Source organism: Marinilabilia salmonicolor (assembly GCF_003003035.1).
Classification (GTDB): Bacteria; Bacteroidota; Bacteroidia; order Bacteroidales; family Marinilabiliaceae; genus Marinilabilia; species Marinilabilia salmonicolor_A.
This window is the reverse complement of the sequence record NZ_PVTS01000003.1, coordinates 196,141-215,049: the sequence shown is the minus strand read 5'-3', so window position 1 is coordinate 215,049 and position 18,909 is coordinate 196,141. Positions and strand designations below refer to the sequence as shown.

Below are 18,909 nucleotides of genomic sequence, written 5' to 3'. Positions count from 1 at the left end.
TATGAAAAGATTAATATATTTCGCAATAGCCATTCTGGTATTTACCAGTTGTGAAGATTTTCTTGACACAGAAAACCTCACCGAGAAAAATACCACTAATTTTCCCGCCAATGTGGAAGATGTGGAACAGGCAGTCATAGGGATTTACAATACTCTCAATACGGCCGTCGCCGATCCTCAGTGTACCTATTTTTATGCGGCCGAACTTGCCTCTGATGACCGCTTTGGCGGTGGAGGTGACAACGATAAGCTGATGCAGGCCTGGGATAAAATTATGAATCATGGAACTGATGCTTCCCGCCCTTTTTGGAAGGCCCGCTACCAGGGAATTTTTAGAGCCAATAGCGTTATTCTCTCCATTGAAAAGATGGGCTTGGAAGGCGATGAGGTTAACCAGTTGAAAGGCGAAGCTCATTTCTTGCGTGGTTTCTTTTATCATGAATTGGCTGAAATGTATGGAGAGGTTCCCATGCCTTTAAATTCGGATGAAGCAGAGAATCTGCCTAATGCACCTGCAGATTCACTTTATGCACAGATTGGGTATGATCTGGTGTCTGCCATTTCTTTGATGAAGGATGTGCCATACAATGAAACGGTTGCCGGGCATGCCACCAAATGGGCTGCAGAAGCTTTGCTGGCGCGTGTTTACCTGTTTTATACCGGATATTATAATAAAGATGCGATGCCTTTGGCTGATGGAAGTTCTCTCGGCAAAACGGATGTTGTAAGTTATCTGGAAGACTGTATTGCCAATAGTGGACATGGTCTGGTTGGAGATTTCAGGAATCTTTGGGCTTATACCAATGAATACACGCTTCCTGATTTTGATAAAATGACCGGTGAAACAGGGGTCAATGGAAATGATCTGAATTGGTCCGGAGATGGAAATCAGGAGTCCGTTTTTGCCATTAAGTTTTCCAATTTTGCCGATTGGAATACTACTATTGGATACTCTAATCAGTATTTACTTCATTTTGGTATTCGCGGAGGTCAGCCTTATGGTAATACTTTCCCTCTTGGTCAGGGATGGGGTGCCGGACCTGTCAACCCAACTCTTTGGGAGACCTGGGAAGATGCCGAACCCAGTGACCTGAGGAGAGAAGCCTCAATTATGCCTGTTGCCGATCTGCCGGATTATTCTTTTGGCGGCTGGACAATGATGGAAGAAACAGATTACTGGCAAATGAAGAGTGTTCATATTAGTGCCAAAACAGGCGAGGTGGACGGTGAAGGTAATCCGACATACTACTCATCTTTTTCAGTGCCAATGTTTGGAGCTTCTGATAACTTTCAGTTGGATGGTGTAAATGACCTGATGTTGATCCGATTTGCGGATGTCTTGTTAATGCACTCAGAATTGACAGAAACAGCTGATAAATTGAATGAGGTGCGTGCCCGGGCCGGACTGAATCCTGTGAGTTATTCATTGGAGGCCTTGAAGCGTGAACGTCGTTTTGAGCTTGCATTTGAAGGAAGGCGATATGCTGATATCCGGCGTTGGGGAGATGCTCCTGAATTGCTTGAAGGACAGTTGGGCGTGAAAGTATATGAAAGTGGAACCCCAACGGTTATGAAATCCTTTGGAGGAGGCTACAGAGCACGATACGAAGCGACAGGAGGATTTTTCCCAATTCCTGAGTCTGAAATTGCCTTGTCGGAAGGTGTATTGTCGCAAACTCCGGGTTATGGAACTGCTTCCAGTAATTTTACGGGTTGGTAAAACTTAAAAACAGAATCTTATGAAACGAGCATGGCAACGATTTCCACAACAGAATATGTATAAGTTTCTGCATGCGAGTTCCATTAGACTTTTATTATTAAATTTTATACTAATGAAAAGAATAATATTATATATTGCCCTTATTGCTGCTGTTTTTGCAGCTTGCGATCCCATCGAAGATCGTGATTCATTATCGGGTGTTGTTAGCCAGGAGAACCTTCAGGTATCAGCTGATCCGATAGTGGTCGATGGCAGGAATTCAAATGAAGTTATTGTAGAGAATAATTCTCCTCTTCTTTCGAGATGGATCTCGGATCGTTCTCAGGTTGAATCTTCTTATGCAACAGTTGTATTCGATAATGTCGGGACTAAAGAGGTTCAATTTGTTGGATTGAATGGAAACGGGTCAAAAGTGGAAGATAATCTTTCAGTTCAGATCGATACGATGACCAATCTTCCTGCAAATGTCAAGACACGTCTGGGTATAAAATACAAGGCAGATGGCTCAGTCGATAAAACTTCCAAACCCTATTTTTGGGGAAATGCCAATTATGTGGAGGGGGTTGATTACAATGTGAGTGTGGTACAGGAAGTTGCTGTTAACGGAAGACTTGGTAATAAACTGACGTTGAGTTGTGATGCACCTTATCTTTGTGATTGGACCTTTGGTGATGCTAAAGGAAATAAAAATCGTGTAGAGCTCTTTATCACAGCTCGTGGTACTTTTACGCTCTCGCTGGATCTGACCAAGGCTGATGGATCCGTTATTGAAAATGCTTATTCACAAGAGATTAATGTAGAAGAATTGACTACGGTTCCTGATGAATACGTAAATCTTTTTGGTGATTTCCTTTCTAACCCGGATGTATCTAAGTCCTGGCAATGGTCACGCAACGGGAAGGTTTGGGCCAATGGTCCTTATCATGGTTTTACCGATCCTGGTGCCGGATGGTGGCAGAATAGCTATGAGGATATGATTGGCCGTCAGGATGGAATCATGACCTTGAAGTATTCAGATATGACACTGACCAAAGAGGTTTTCGAGGGAGGTGATACCAGTATTGACGCTGTTGGGACTCATACCGGATCTATAGAATTGGATCTTGGGTCGAAGGTTGATGGTTATTCAGTGGGAACCATTAAGTTGGATGGTGTCAGTATCCTGTATGGTGTGAATGTAAATGGTGGAAATGCCGTCTTTACCGAATTGGCACTTGTGTCTGTAACCGAGAATACGCTTATCCTCGGGGGTGACAATGGGACAGGCGAGACCTGGCTCTATAAATTTGAGGCTGTCAATGAATAGTGTTTATCAATAATAATGGCTTAAGGGCGGGCAGTTTCTGCTCGCCCTTATTTGCTTAACAGAATACTATTTTTTTCGGAAGCCGCAGTATCTGTAATTACTACTGGTAAATGTTTTATTGACTGATTAGCTTTTATGTTGAAGAAGATATCTCTTTCCGGTTTAAGTTCCCTTTTCTTTGGGTTAGTTATCTTTTTGTTTTTTGGATTGTTTTATGCTTTCCACCTTCACTATCAGGAGCAGTACCAGTTATTTCTTTTTACTGCCCATTATTTTTTTGAAAGGGTAATGCAGCCAGGTGGTCTGAGTAATTATTTGGGGGCATTTTTTACTCAGTTCTATTTTTACCCATGGATCGGAAGTTTCATTCTGGCCACATTGTTAATTTTTTTTCAGAGGATTCTGCTTGGAACGGCCCGAAATCTTGGAGCTGCAAAGAACTTTTTTGTGCTTTCCTTCTTTCCTGTTTTGATGTACTGGGGACTCTTATGCGATGAGAATTACCTGACAGGCGGACTTGTTGCCATTCTTTTCGTAAGCTTGTCCAATTACTTATATACTTTTAGCAGATCGGGCACAGTGAAAATACTGTTTATCCTATTAGGAATCCCGCTACTATATTTAATTGCCGGAGGAAGCGTCCTCTTCTTCTTTTTGTTCCTCTTAATCTATGAATTGAATGAAAAAACACGTTCGTGGAAATTCCTGCTTTTATTTAATTTATTAGGTGTTTTACTTATTCTGACGATACCTTTTTTCCTGAAAAACAGGTTAGGAATGTTTCCTCCTGTTTCTTCTTTTTTAGGTGTTAATTACTTTCGTTTTCCCATAAATTTCCCGGTAATTGTAGTGGTTATCGGATTTCTGCTTGTGGCTTTGCCATTTGTGTCGAAATATCTTTCCAGCAGACAATTCCCATTAAAGAAGAGTATTCTTATTGTTCAGGTGATTGTTTTCTTACTTTTTGGAAGCTGGTTTATACATCGGTCGGTGGATTTTGAAAGAGAGGAAATAATGGAATATGATTTTTATGTAAGAATGCGTAAATGGGAAGAGATTATCCATAAGGCTGAAGTAAAAACTCCTCAAAGTCCGCTTTCTGTTACTTGTCTGAATCTGGCTTTAGGTAAAAAGGGACAACTGGGAGACAGAATGTTCGAATTCTTTCAAAAGGGGGACGAAGGATTGATCCCTGACTTTGTAAAAGATTTTACAATCCCTATGGTTGCTGGTGAAGTCTATTACCATTTGGGTTTGATTAATACAGCGCAGCGATTTTCTTTTGAAGCAATGGAGGCTTTACCTGATTATCAGAAGAGCGTGAGGACAATAAAACGGTTGGCCGAGACAAGTTTGATTAACGGCAATTATGTGCTTTCAAAGAAGTATTTGAAAATTCTTCAAAACACATTTTACTACCGTAAGTGGGCTACTTATCTTGATAGAGCCATGAAAAATGAGGATTTAATCAATCAACACCCTGAATATGGAGTCTTAAGAAGGATGAAGCTGGACAGAGATTTCTTCTTTAGTGATCAGGAAAAAGATATGATGCTTGGAATTATTTTTTCCGAAAAGAAGAGTAAGCTGGTTTTTGAGTACCTGATGGCTTACTGTTTGTTGAATAAAGATATTCAGCATTTTGTGCAGTATTTCCCTCTTGGTGAGACTTTGCCTTATTTTACAATTCCCCGGCATTTTCAGGAGGCTCTGGTTTATGCATGGGATGTGTCAAAGAGTGAGGTTATTAAGGATATACCGTATCCCATCAACCGGGAGATCCAGTCTTCATTGAATAAATACAGGAAGGTTTATACGTCCCAATCCAATCCGCAATCATTGTTGCGCAAAGATTTTGGCGATACTTATTGGTATTATTTTCATTTTAGGAATTAAAAGGTTTGTCATGAAGGGTTTTCATTTCTCAATACTCCTCAGTATTCTTTTTCTGGGAATTAGTTCTTGTGCCCGGGAGAAATCAGGCGTTCAGAAAACAGGGACACATCCTGATATTTTCCCGGATTATGTGGGAGTGACCATCCCGGAAGGGATTGCACCGCTCAATTTTCGAATTGAATGGGATTCTGTTCGTCACTCAGAATTGTTGATAGAGAACAGTAAAGGTAAGAGCTTGAGGGTGAGGGCAGGCCAGGCAATGAAGATTCCGTTGGATGAATGGAAGCATCTTCTTGAGACGTCGAAAGGAGATAGCCTTATGTTTCACCTTGAGGTAAATCGCAATGGAGCATGGTATCGGTTTTCGCCTTTCCCGGTTTATATCAGCAGTGACCCGATAGATTATGGACTTTCCTATCGACTGATCGCACCAGGATATGAGATTTACAGTAAAATGGGGATTTATCAGAGGTCTCTGAATAGTTTTGATCAGGATGCGATTGTTGAGAATACGCTTTTCCAGGGGAGTTGCATGAACTGTCATTCCTTCAGACAAACGGATGCTGAAAATATGAGTTTGCATATTCGCGGATCTCAGGGAGGCACAGTTTTGCTCAATGATGGAAACTTAAAAGTGCTGGATACCAAAACTAAAGAAACACTTTCAAATTGTGTGTATCCTTATTGGCATCCCGGTGGCAACTATATTGCTTATTCGGTAAACAAAACTCAGCAAACGTTTCATAGTGCCAATCCCAAAAGGATCGAAGTCTTTGACCATGCATCAGATATTGTAATCTTTGATGTTAAAAGGAATAAACTTTTTTCGTGTGATCCCCTGAGAAGTGGGAAGAATATGGAAACGTTTCCAGCTTTCTCGCCCGATGGTAAATCTTTATTCTTTTGTTCTTCAAAGGTTGACACTCTTCCTCTTCAAGTCAAAAATATTAAATACAATTTGTTGAGAATTGACTTCAATCCGGAATCCGGAAAGTTTGGAAGTTCTGTAGATACTATTGTCAATGCTTCTGCGTCAGATTACACTATATCCTTCCCACGGCCTTCTTATGATGGTCGGTTTATTGCTTATACCAGGTTTAACTATGGGAATTTTTCAATCTGGCACCCGGAGGCGGATTTGTGGTTGTATGACACGGAAACAGGAATTAATAAACCGCTTGAAGCACTTAACAGCGACCAGACAGAGAGTTACCATTCATGGTCTTCTAATTCCCGGTGGATTGTGTTTAGCAGTCGCAGAGTTAACGGTCTCTACACCATGCCTTTTATAGCACACATCGACGCTGATGGAAATGCAGCCAAACCATTTTTGTTGCCTCAGGAAGACCCTGATTTTTACGATATGACCTTCTACTCATTTAATGTGCCTGAGTTTATTAATCAACCTGTTAATATGAATCCTGATCGATTGGAAGAAGCTGTAAACAATGAGCATGTTCAGTTGAGGTTTGAAGAGAGGAACGATTGATAAAGGTATTAAAATATTAGTTGAGGTGAATTTTTCGAAAGATGATTCTATGGGGATAGAAAAGAGTTACAAGGTTTTAGGGCTTGAAAAAGACAATAATTCTATTGGAGGGATAATGAGGTTGCTGCACAAAGTTAAGAAATACGGGGCAGCAATAAATGGACAGGTTTTTAAATTAACTGTCTTTACGAGTTGTGAGGATGAAGATAGCTACAGAAGCAAAGCTGCTGATTTTTCCAGGGCCATTTTTGAGTATTTTCGTGATGAAGTTCCTGCCTTCAATATCGTTTCTCAAAAACCTTTTCCTGATTCTTTGTTTGCTGTGGAGGCGGGATTTGTAACCGGACAAAATTTGCAGATTCATTATAAAATGCATCGGGATACTCCGTACATTCTGATTGAGGATGCTATGGTTAAGGAATTATGGATGAGTGGAGCCGGAGAACCTGATCATTTTAGAGACATCGAGCAGGATGCCATTTGTGCCTTTGAACAGGTGGTCGAAATTCTGGAAAAAGAAAGCATGACGATGGATCATATCATTCGTCAATGGAACTATGTGGGAGAGATTTTGAAAATGAATGATGCCGATGGCCGGTATTTGCAGAATTATCAGGTTTTTAATGAAGTGCGTGGCCATTTTTATAAGCAGTATCGCACCCGGAAGGATTTTCCGGCAGCTACCGGAATCGGGGTTAAAATACCCGGAGTAACCATCGATTTTTGTGCAATAAAGTCATTGGAGAATCGTGTTGCATCAGTTCCTGTAAATAATCCAAACCAACAGAATGCTTATGTGTATGGACAGGAGGTGCTGGTTGGCTCAGCTCCGGCAACCAATGCTGTGAAGCAGCCCCCGCAGTTCGAAAGGGGCAGGTTGCTGAAGATGCAGGGGTATTCAACGTTGTTTTTGTCCGGAACGGCCTCCATTATTGGTCAGGAAACGATTGGAATTGACGATGTGAAGAAGCAAACTCGTGTTACCATTGACAATCTGGAAAGATTAAGCAGATCGCCGGAAGGATTTCCAAATCGGGAAACCTGGAGCTATAATTTGCTTCGGGTGTATGTGAAAAAGGAGGACGATTTTCCGGTTGTGCAACAAATTTGCAAGCGGCATTTCCCGGAGGTTCCGATGGTCTTTGTGCAGGCGGATGTTTGCCGGGATAACCTCCTCGTTGAGATTGAAGGGGAAATGGTTGCGAAGAATTGATCGCTGCGTTGAACTTTGGTTTTTCCACGATTGATTAGTATAGACCTACTTGTTTTGTGATGAAGCTGTCTGATTTTCAGGCGGCTTTTCTTTTTATAATACAATTTACCCCTCAATCAAATACAAATGAGCCCTGTTGTGAGTTGTTGATTTGTTTTTATTTGTTAAAAAAAGATTATTCAGTTCAATCGTTTCTTCAGGTATATTATGAAAATATCAGGATGAAACCTGTCTTGGTTGTTGAAAAGGTGAACAAACTGGGTAATAAATGATCAATTTTTGGAACTCATATTTCATTAATAATGGATGATGCTCATGAAGGTGATTAAAAATGCCATTTCGATCTCAGTGGCTCTGTTTTATTGATTATAGTGAGTTGTAGAAGTTATTTCCGGTTTCATATTACTTAAAATTAATTTTTTGATAGGGTTTGGGAATGATAAAGGGAATGTAAAAGTGTAAAAAAAGCAAAAGGAAATGATAGAAAAGTATTAGAATGAGATTGTGTCAAGCAATACATTTGTAATGTAAAAAAATGTAAAAAGACTTTCTGGCAATAATTGGATTTTACAGTGTAATTTTAATTTGTTTCTTATGAGAAAAAATCTGCGGTTTTTTTTAGCTATGTTTTTTCTGGCCTTTCAGGTAATGGCCTTTGGGCAGGGGAAAACAGTAACCGGAAACGTTACCGATGAAACCGGGGCACCGCTTCCCGGGGTGTCCGTTGTTATACAGGGTACCACACAGGGTACTATTACGGATATGGACGGTAACTACAGCGTAACTTTAGAGGAAGGACAAAACGTTCTTCAGTTTTCTTTCATTGGGTTTGAGAATCAGACCATCGATGTGAGCAACCAATCTGTTGTGGATGTTCAGATGGAGCCCGAAACCCGTTCCATAGATGAGGTTGTGGTAGTGGGGTATGGTAGTATGAAGAAAAGCGATGTTTCTACCGCGAGTGTCTCGGTAAAGGGTGAAGATTTGCAACAAACTGTTTCAGCCAACCTTGATCAGGCTTTACAAGGACGTGCAGCAGGTGTCACAGCTATTTCAACCTCCGGTCAACCGGGGGCATCTGTTTCTATACGCATCCGGGGCCAGAGTACTTTGAGTGCCGGTTCGGCAGAGCCGCTTTATGTGGTTGATGGTGTGCCCATTCAGAATGTTAGTCAGGGTGGCCATGGTGTTGGTCTTGGTGATAAATTGGGAAATGCTCCTGTAAGTACCTTTGGTGGTGGTTTGTCAAACATCAACCCCGCTGATATTGAATCGATGGAAATTCTGAAGGATGCTTCTGCGACTGCCATTTATGGTTCGCGCGGAGCTAACGGTGTTGTGCTTATTACTACAAAAAGAGGAAAGAGTGGTGAAGCAAAATTCAACTATAACTTTCAGTATGGTATTCAGGAGCAGGCCAAAAGAATTGATGTGATGGACCTGCGTCAATATGCCTCTTACAGTAACAATATTGCTGCTGAGACAGAAGGTCGTGAATCACGGGAAGAGTTGCTGGATCCTTCTCTTTTGGGTGCCGGAACTGACTGGCAGGATGCTGTGTTTCAAACAGCTCCCATGCAAAACCATCAGATTAGTGCTTCAGGAGGAACTGAAAAGAGCAAGTATTTCATCTCCGGTAGTTATTTCGATCAGGAAGGTACCGTAGTTGGTAGCGGCTATGAGCGTTTTACCGGTCGTGTGAATCTTGATTCTGAGTTAAAGGATTGGTGGACCATCGGTACCAACATTACGTTTGCTCAAAGTGAAGATCAATTGGGGTTGAACAACAGTGATAATGGTATTATCAATGTGGCACTGAAAACCTCACCGGATGTACCTGTTTACAATGTGGATGGTAGCTGGTCCGGTGATGAGCGTGAAGGTTCCCCTGGTAAAATTAACCCTATTGCAAAAGCCTTGGATGAAGAAATCCGTCTTGAACGAACCAATTTTACAGCCAATGTTTACAGTGATATTACCTTTATTGAGGGGCTGACACTCAGGACAGAGGCTTCCATGGATGTTGGTAATACCAATGCCTATACGTTTACTCCTACTTATCAGTATGGAAATGTTGCCAATACTCAGAACAGCTCTCGTTGGCAATACAATAAGAACCGTTTCTGGGAGTTAAAGAACTACCTGACTTATTCCAGAAGTTTTGGACGACACAGTGCAAGTCTGATGGCAGGTCAGGAAGTATCCGAGTCCACCTGGGAATACCTGAGCGGCTCCAGTAGCGCTTTGCCCAGTAACCTGATTCACTCCCCCAGTTTGGGAGACAACAATACAATGGTTGTTGGTTCCGGGTTTGGCAGTGGTTCAATGGCCTCTTTCTTTTCAAGAGCCAACTATAATTACAGTAGTAAATACTATCTGACCTATACCTACCGTTATGACGGATCTTCAAACTTTGGTCCCGAAAACCGCTGGGCCCCTTTTCATGCATTTTCCGGAATGTGGCGTGTGTCGGATGAACCTTTCTGGGATGGTTTGAGCGGAATAGTGAATAGCTTTAAAATTCGCGCAGGATGGGGGCAAACAGGTAATGCCAGTATCGGTGGTTATCAGTGGGGTGCCTCTATTACCAAAATGCCAACAGGATTGGGTGATGGTTATCGTCAGACCAATATTGCCAACCCCTATATTCAGTGGGAGAAACAGGAGCAGTACAACTTAGGTATTGATCTCGGGTTCTTCGATAACCGCATTGATGTTGTTGTGGATCTGTATCACAAAACATCGTCTGATATGTTGATGGCCATGCAGTTGCCCTCTTATATGGGGACACGCGGAAATGAATCATCCAGACTCAACCCTCCTTCAGGAAACTTTGGAGAAATAGAGAATAAAGGTGTGGAAATAACGCTAAATGCAAGACCTGTTCTGACACCGATGTTTCGCTGGGAAAGTGGAATTACATTCACTATGAATGACAATACTCTGCTTGGTCTTACCGGAACTCCTTCCGCTCATATCGAAGGTTACGGGCAATGGAGTGATGTGGTGACCATGACCGAACTGGGTCAATCGCTTTATGGCTTTTATGGCTATGAGGTGGACAGAGTATTTACCAGTAAAGAGGATATCATAAACAGTCCCCGTCAGGAGGCCTTCCCCAACGCAGATCCTGAAACAGGTGATCTAAACTGGGACAGAGCTACCACCACCTGGGTGGGTGACCTGAAATTCAAGGATCTTTCAGGTCCTAATGGAAAACCCGATGGTGTAATAGATGAGCATGACAAGACATTTCTGGGATCTCCATGGCCTACTTTTTCATTTGGATGGAACAACACATTCAGATATAAGAATGTGGAGTTAACCGTTTTCATGAACGGTAATTATGGCAATAAAGTCCTCAATTATATCGGACGCAGCCTTTCGGGAATGGATAATATGTGGGACAATCAGTTGGCGGAAGTAACAGACCGCACGATTCTTGGCCCCATTAATGACGTTGAAGGATGGTACAACGATATCGATAACGTGCAAATTGTTCAAACGGGGAAAGACAATATGCCCAGAGCTATTGCCGGTGACCCCAATGATAACATGCGCATATCAGATCGTTATATCGAGGATGGATCTTACCTGAGGTTTAAGAATATTTCTCTGGCATATTATGTTCCCAACCGTCTGACCTCTCGCTGGGGTATTGATAATCTGAAACTTTCTGCCGGAGTTCAGAACCTTTATACCATTACCAAATACTCGGGTTTTGATCCTGAGATTGGTGCCAGTCAGACCAGTCAGAATGTTTACGGACTTGATAACGGACGTTATCCGGCACCGCGTATCTATACCGTGGGTCTGAATGTGTCATTTTAGTAAATGATGAACGTGATTATGAGGCAAATCCTTTGGTATAAAAGGTGTTGCATGTTGCATAATTTTGAAAATTGGTATCACATGAAAAGAATAATGAAATATAAAGTGTTATGGATCCTGGCGGTGTTATTGATTACTGCTACTTCCTGTGAAGATTTTCTTGACAGGCCTACGGAGGATTCATTTACCATTGATAATTTTTATCAGACAGATGATCAATGCTTCCAGGCGGCGAACATCTTGTACAACTCCCCCTGGTATGACTTTCAGCGCGGATTCCTGTGGATTGGTGATCAGCTGGCAGGAAATGTTTACACCGGAACTGAAACGATTTACCAGAATTTCAACCTGAACTCAACCAATGAGGATCTGGTGAATGCATCTAACTCGCTTTGGCTGGTAAATGGTCACTGTAATGCAGTAATCGAAAATGTCAGAAGTAAGGCAGGTCCGGACGTGAGCCAGGAGGTGAAAAATACGGTTATTGGTGAAGCCATGACCATGAAAGCGCTGGCCTATTTTTATCTTGCCCGTATCTGGGGCGCTGTTCCGATTATTCACAGCAATACGGAGATTATTGGTGCAGGAACTGCCAATCAGCTTCAGAAGAACAGGCTGGAAGATGTTTACGAGTATATTCAGCGAACCCTCCTGAGAGCCATTGAGTTGCTTCCTGAGGAGAATAAAGCCGGACGTATCCATAAATATTCTGCTATGGGTCTGTTGTCAAAGGTTTATCTGACTCGTTCAGGACTTGGACAATCCGGGACCCGCGATCAGCAATACCTTGATCTGGCCAAACAATATGCAAAGCAGGTGATTGATAACTATCCCGGGCAGTTGGAACCGGTTTACAGCAATCTTTTCCGCATCAGTACCGGAAACTATAATTCTGAAAATCTGATTTCCTGGAGATGGACCATTTCCAATACCTGGACTTCACAGAACTCTCTTCAGTCGGATGTGGCCCTGAACAACTTTACAGGAATTGCCGGAGACACCTGGGGATCCTGGAGAGGTGTTACCATTGATCTTCAGAACCTTTTTGGAGAGGATGCGCTTAGTGCCACCCGCCAGAGTGATGATACCCGCCGGAAGGCTACCATGATGATGTGGGGCGACCATTACGAGTATTTCTGGCGCCACGAGGGAGGTTTTACCGCCACCATGGACAATGACAACAATGTTGCAGGTGCCACATTTGGAGTTCCCACAGGTGCCAATATTGTGAAGCACATTGTCGGGCATTACGAGGGAGACCATGCTGCAGAGAACGGAAATCTCGGGCAGCGTATGGCGTCGGATCTTGCAACTCATATTCTGAGGTTGGCTGATGTTTACCTTATTTATGCAGAAGCTATTCTGGGAAATAGTGATAACACTACTGATGCCGAGGCTTTGAAATATTTCAATGCTGTTCGTCAGCGGGCTATTCCCGGCGCTGAACCGATTAAGAAACTCGATTTTGAGATGATTTTTAATGAGCGCAGGAAGGAACTGGCCCTGGAAGGTGATAACTGGTACGATTATGTCAGACTTTCTTACTACGATCCCGACAAAGCTATAGCCATGATTAATGCTCAGGAACGTGGAAGCTATGAGGGTGACTTGTATGGATATTACAAAGGAGAAGTGGATGAATCAAATATATCCATCAATTCATTTAAAGTGAATATTTTCCGAGGGGATTTCACACTTCCATTCCCGGAAATTGATCTGTCTATGAACCCATGGTTGAGCGAAGGCGCAGTGCCTTTTGACTTTGAGACCATTGAGTATTAAAAGGTAGTCTAATTTTAAGAATGAAGAAACGAGTCCCGATTGGTCGGGACGAGTTCCATTAGATCTTAATAATTAAATTTTATACTAATGAAACGAGCATGGCAAGGGATGTCACAAAAGACAATGTATAAATTCCTTACATGCGAGTTCCATCAGACCAAAAACTTAGATAAATTATATACTGATGAATATGAAAATATATATAAAGAAAGGCAGACCATTTTCTTTGATGCTGCTTTTGTTAATCGGATTTCTTGCAGGATCTGTGATGAGTTCCTGTGAAGATGACTCGGATTCAACGGGTGATTCTCCGAAAATTGAGTATGTCCGGGTTACAGATCCCCTGGCCTCTGATTCCCTGGTTGTACGAGCCTTCCTGGGAAATACCATCGCTATGGTAGGAGAAGGTTTGGGTGATGTGGTGGAAGTATGGTTCAATGACCAGTCTGCCAAACTGAATAAAAACTACATTACTGATGAGACCATTATTGTAACCATTCCCAATGTTATTCCTGAAGAAGTTACCAATCAAATTCGGTTGGTAACTGCCGGAGGAACTGAATATACTTATGGGTTTGAAGTGCAGGTGCCGGAGCCTCTGCTTTCATCTATGAAATGCGAATATGTTCCAGCCGGAGGAGTGGCCATTATAGAAGGAAATTACTTTCTGGGTGATGAAAACAAACCCCTGGAAGTTATTTTTCCGGGTAATGTTGCTGCAGAGGTGGAAAGTTACGACGTGGATGAGATTCGGGTGATTGTTCCGGAAGGTGTGGGCGTAGGGCCCATCACTGTTAAGTCGATGTACGGATCTACAAGATCATCCTTTTATTTTCGTGATGATAGAAATGTTTTTCTTGACTTCGATCAGACTTTCGGTGCTGGTTGGAGAAACGGAGTGACACAGGGAACAAGCCCCGATGGTGTTTCGGGAGATTATCTTGCACTCACCGGTACGATTGGCGACTGGGGATGGGTGGAAGACAACCTGGCAATGAACCTCTGGGCTCCCTATATTAGCAACCCGCTGCAGCAGGATCCCTTGTTTGATTTAGGGGACAACGCACTTGCCGATATGGCTCTTAAATTCGAAGTAAATGTTGTCAATCCATGGGCCGTTGGATACCTCCAGTGTATTTTTACCGGTTCAGATGTGGCCGATGGTAATAGTTATTATAATGATATGGAGTTGGGCCGTGCCTTGTGGCGCCCCTGGCATGAGAACGGAGAAGAATTCCAGACGGATGGCTGGATTACTGTGAGCATTCCGATGAAGGAATTCAGGTTTTCACATGATGCCTCCATAAACAGTCTTTCCCTCGAATATCCTGGAGATTTTGGTGGCTTTACCTTTTTTGTTTTTGGGCCGGCTATGGATCCCGATCTTGAGCAGGACATTTTTATTGCCATTGACAATGTGCGTGTAGTTCCCAGATAGTTGATCAAACGTAAACTTTACAATTATGCAAAAAAAATATAAGCAATATATCCGGTACTCATTCAGTATGTTGATGCTGTTTGTGCTTGGTGCCGGTATGCTTTTCACATCGTGTGAAGATGACGATGATGAAAATGGAAGCAAAGTGGAACTTCTGAGCTATGGGCCCATGCCGGTAGCCAGAGGGGGAGAACTGAGATTTATTGGTAATAATCTGGATAAAGTTACCTCAGTTGTTATTCCTGATGGTATTGAAATCGCCTCGGCTGACTTTACCAGCAGATCTACAGATTTAATTACCGTAACTGTACCTCAGACAGCTGTTGAGGGTTTGGTGGTGCTTAAAACCTCTGAGGGGGATATTACCACCAAGACTCCCATTGGTTTTTCAGAGCCTATCTCTATTGATGAATTCGGCCCTGCATCCATTAAGCCGGGAGATATTCTTACCATCAAAGGAGATTATCTGAATCTGGTAAAAGAGGTGATTTTTACGGATCGGGTGGTTGCTGTTGATTCTGTTAGTTTTGAGTCTCAAAGCCGCAAAGAATTGCAGGTGGTTGTGCCTGATGGAGCACAAACCGGTATTATCGGAGTCTCTGATGGTGCTGAAGATCCGATTATTATTTATACGGAAGAAACCCTGGATGTGGTTTTGCCTTCATTTGCTGAAGAGAATGCATTTACCACCGATCCTGTTAAAGCAGGGGAAGAGCTTACGATCTCGGGTTCAAACCTTGATGTTGTGCGAAAGGTTGAGTTTTCCGGGGAGCAGGTAGTGGAAAGTGATGATTTCGTAAGTCAGACAGAAGGCGAAATTGTTGTGGTTATTCCTGCAGCAGCTCACGATGGCACTATAACCATCATGCCGGGTTCCGGACTCGAGATTGTTTCTGTAGAGGAAATAGAACTGATGGTTCCAACAATAACCGGCTTTAATGTGAACCCGGTAAAACCAGGAACCCTTTTAAGGGCACTCGGGGAAGATCTTGATCTTGTCACACAAGTGGTGTTTGGGTCTGTTTCACAAACAGAGATTGTTGTCATTTCTGATACAGAGATTGAGTTTACAGTTCCCGTTGATGCTCCTGGTGGAGTTGTAGGGTTTGTAACTGCAGCAGAAAAAGAAGTGACTTCTTCTGAAGAACTTCAGATGATTATGCCTTCAATTAGCGAACTTGCACCTGATGCAGCTCCTGCTGGCGATACAATTCGTCTTGGTGGAGAGAACCTTGATTTGGTTGCCAGTGTAACTTTTACCGGAGGGGTAAATGTGGAGGCTGAATATGATGAAAACAAGGATTCGGTATATGTGGCGGTTCCCAATGGAGCAGAAAATGGTCCTTTGACTGTTGTTGCAAAGAATAGTGAGGAAGTTGTCACTACCCAGAGTTTTACATTTATTTCCATTAATGTACCGGTAATTAATAGTATCCCGGGTGCTGTTATGCCCGGTAGCTTGCTGGTAATTGAGGGGGAGAAACTCGACTTGCTGACTGATGTGATTTTCCCGGGTGATATTACAGCCACCATGTTTGGGAATAAGAGTGCCACCTTGTTGGAGGTTTATGTTCCTGAGAATGTTACAATGGGCAAGGGTATAATCACCTTTGTTACTGTTGATGGAGAAACCACGACCTCTCCGGAGATCTCATTTGGTGTGGATCCCATTACACCGGAAACCATTATTGTCAACGACTATGAGCCTCACGGAGGACATGACGGATCCTGGGATTCTGGTTGGAGTGGTGGAACTGAGATTACCACCGAAGATGGTAATACATTCCTGAAGGTTGTCGCACAAATCGCAGAGGGCTGGATTATTAACTGTAATCACCAGTCCAGTGGTGCCCCCGGACCCGTGATCGAAAATATTGAGAATTATGTGCTCAAGTACGATATTAGAATAGATGAAGGGGTTACCGGTGCTGAGAATGCCCAAATGCAGGTGGTTCTTGGTGAGGGCTGGCATTGGTACGGTCCCGGGTTCTTCCCTGCTACGACAAATGGGGGATGGATGACAGTCGAAATCCCTGTGAGTGCTCTTGGCCTTTCAGGCACAGTAGATATGTCTTCCGGCACAAACGGAATATTTGGAGGAGTGATTCCTGCCGGTATATCTATAGATAATTTGAGGTTTGATCCTAAGTAGTTTCTGTCCATAAAGTACCACTTGCGTCGTTACGCTTGCCGCCAAAATACTCATTTACGATTAGTAAACTCCGTTTTTGGCGGCTTCACAAGCCTAGCAATTGGCACTTTCTGACCAGAAACAGCTCTAAAAACAGAATTTGTTTAGTTTATGGACAGACTCTAAGTAGAGTCTGTCTATAAGTAATAGAAAATAAATATTTTGAAGCGGCCCTGCTTCCCGCGGTGGCCGCTTCTTTTATAAAATATATTTGGGTATGTTGAGAAGTTTATTTTTGATTTTTGCTGTTTTGATTTCGGTTTCCGGTTGTTCCAGTGATTCAGATACCCCCAAAGTACCACCTTTGTTTGTGTCCTCTACTCCTGCTGATGGCGCAGAAGATGTGGCTGTATCTTCCGAAGTTTCAGTGACCTATGATGAGGTAATTACGCTTGCTGAAAATCACGGGATTACTGTAAACGGGCAATCTGCAACAGCTTCGGCCCATCTGACCAAAGTAATTATTGAAGAAAACCTGGAAAAAGGGAAAGAATATAAGGTTAGCGTTCCGTCCGGTACTGCAATCAATACTTCCGGAGTTCCATCGGAAAGCGGGGTGGAGTTTAGCTTCACAACAGAAGCAGCACCCCAGCCGTTGGAGATCAGTGCGGATCTGGTGGTGACCAACCCCTCTCAGGAGGCCCGGAATGTTTACAATTTCCTGAAAGAGAATTATGGCACAAAGATTATTTCAGGGGCTGTGGCCAATGTGAGTTGGAATACCAACGAAGCCGACTGGGTTTATAGGCATACGGGTAAATATCCGGCTATGAATACTTTCGATTATATTCATTTGAACTGGTCGCCGGCCAACTGGATTGATTACAATGACATTGAGGTGGTCAAAAACTGGTGGGCCAATAATGGTATCGTTAGTGCCTGCTGGCATTGGAACGTACCCCCATCTGAAGGAGTAACCGATAATAATGATTTTACGGCAACTGCTGATGAGACTACGTTTAGTGCTGCCAATGCACTGATAGAAGGGACCTGGGAGAATCAAATCCTGAAAGCTGATTTGGAAGAGATGGCGGGATATCTGAAGTTGTTGAGCGATGAAAACATTCCTGTTGTTTGGCGACCTCTTCACGAAGCTGCAGGAAATACTTATGAATATGACAATGGCACTGCCTGGTTCTGGTGGGGCTACGACGGAGCTGAAGCGTTCCGGAATCTTTGGATCTATATGTTTGATTATTTCGAGCAGCAGGGTTTAAACAACCTGATCTGGGTATGGACAACCCAGACAAAGGACGAAGCCTTCTATCCCGGAGATGAATATGTGGATATTGTTGGACGTGATATTTACAATATCGGATCTGCTGAGAATATTGCTTCTCAGTTTGAAGAGATCCAGACCACTTATCCCACGAAGATGGTAACCCTGAGTGAAAACGGGAATGTGGCTGATATTTCGGCACAGTGGAACAGTGGCGCCCTTTGGTCTTACTTTATGCCCTGGTACGACTACAACAGAACTGTAGATCCCGAATCTGCCGAATTTAATGAGACCTCTCACGGGCATGGCAATATCGATTGGTGGGAGGATGCCTTTTCCCACGATGCAGTGATTACATTGGATGAAATGCCGGATCTGAAATAGTCTCAAAAGATATAAAGATTACCGGTAAGTTAAAGATAGTATTGGTTGGTTATATGGCCCCGGGCCTGATTGTTTTAACATGAGGTTCGGGGCTTATATGTTGACATGCAATGTATTGCATCTTCAGTGGGTGTTGTTGTCGAGAAAGGTTGTGGTAATCAATTGCTTCAATGGACCGAGATCACTATTGTTTTATGTCCAAATTATATAAATAACTGAAAGAATTCTACTTGTAGAAGCTGTTTTTATTCCTCTATTTTGTTGAAAATTAGCCTGCTTGATTCATGAATTATTGTAATGAGATGTCCAAATCTCAAGAAATACAATCAACCGCAAATAAAATGGGTGCCGGGAATAATGAAACGAGCAAGTCTGCGAGTTCAATACAACCATAAAAAATAATAGTAAACCGTATTAATTATTTTCAAACCCATTTTGTT

Annotated in this window: 10 protein-coding genes; all 10 read left to right on the top strand. The window is 42.7% G+C overall.

The genetic code is table 11. The annotated features are described in order from the left end of the window. The first annotated feature begins 1 nt into the window (after window position 1). The 10 genes from BY457_RS04275 to BY457_RS04225 all read left to right on the top strand — a co-directional run bounded on the left by BY457_RS04275 (window position 2) and on the right by BY457_RS04225 (window position 18,469). Complete coding sequence (locus BY457_RS04275) at window positions 2–1,720, top strand: RagB/SusD family nutrient uptake outer membrane protein (RefSeq protein WP_106152080.1); 1,719 nt, start codon at window positions 2–4, stop codon at window positions 1,718–1,720. A 112-nt stretch (window positions 1,721–1,832) separates the two neighbouring features. Then, on the top strand, window positions 1,833–3,026 hold the full coding sequence (locus BY457_RS04270) for a hypothetical protein (protein ID WP_106152079.1): 1,194 nt from the start codon (window positions 1,833–1,835) through the stop codon (window positions 3,024–3,026). A 135-nt stretch (window positions 3,027–3,161) separates the two neighbouring features. Further along, window positions 3,162–4,922, top strand: coding sequence for a DUF6057 family protein (locus BY457_RS04265; RefSeq protein WP_106152078.1), 1,761 nt, complete (start codon window positions 3,162–3,164; stop codon window positions 4,920–4,922). A 10-nt stretch (window positions 4,923–4,932) separates the two neighbouring features. Continuing rightward, window positions 4,933–6,411 carry a TolB family protein gene (locus BY457_RS04260; protein WP_106152077.1) on the top strand — a complete coding sequence of 493 codons (1,479 nt, stop codon included), beginning with the start codon at window positions 4,933–4,935 and terminating at the stop codon, window positions 6,409–6,411. A 25-nt stretch (window positions 6,412–6,436) separates the two neighbouring features. Then, the gene (locus BY457_RS04255; RefSeq protein WP_146130951.1) at window positions 6,437–7,624 is read left to right on the top strand and encodes a RidA family protein; all 1,188 of its coding nucleotides are present in this window, start codon (window positions 6,437–6,439) and stop codon (window positions 7,622–7,624) included. 594 nt (window positions 7,625–8,218) lie between these two features. Next, window positions 8,219–11,455 (top strand): SusC/RagA family TonB-linked outer membrane protein, encoded by a 3,237-nt coding sequence (locus tag BY457_RS04245; protein ID WP_258176585.1) that lies wholly within the window; start codon window positions 8,219–8,221, stop codon window positions 11,453–11,455. Window positions 11,456–11,536: 81 nt separating this feature from the next. Beyond that, the gene (locus BY457_RS04240; protein ID WP_181256358.1) at window positions 11,537–13,237 is read left to right on the top strand and encodes a RagB/SusD family nutrient uptake outer membrane protein; all 1,701 of its coding nucleotides are present in this window, start codon (window positions 11,537–11,539) and stop codon (window positions 13,235–13,237) included. Window positions 13,238–13,427: 190 nt separating this feature from the next. Further along, entirely contained in the window at window positions 13,428–14,675 is a 1,248-nt protein-coding gene (locus tag BY457_RS04235) for a glycan-binding surface protein (RefSeq protein WP_258176584.1), read from the top strand. Between the two features lie 25 nt (window positions 14,676–14,700). Then, window positions 14,701–16,827 carry a glycan-binding surface protein gene (locus tag BY457_RS04230; protein ID WP_146130950.1) on the top strand — a complete coding sequence of 709 codons (2,127 nt, stop codon included), beginning with the start codon at window positions 14,701–14,703 and terminating at the stop codon, window positions 16,825–16,827. Window positions 16,828–17,083: 256 nt separating this feature from the next. Next, window positions 17,084–18,469, top strand: a complete 1,386-nt coding sequence (locus BY457_RS04225) for a glycosyl hydrolase (protein WP_106152070.1) — start codon at window positions 17,084–17,086, stop codon at window positions 18,467–18,469. Window positions 18,470–18,909: the final 440 nt, after the last annotated feature.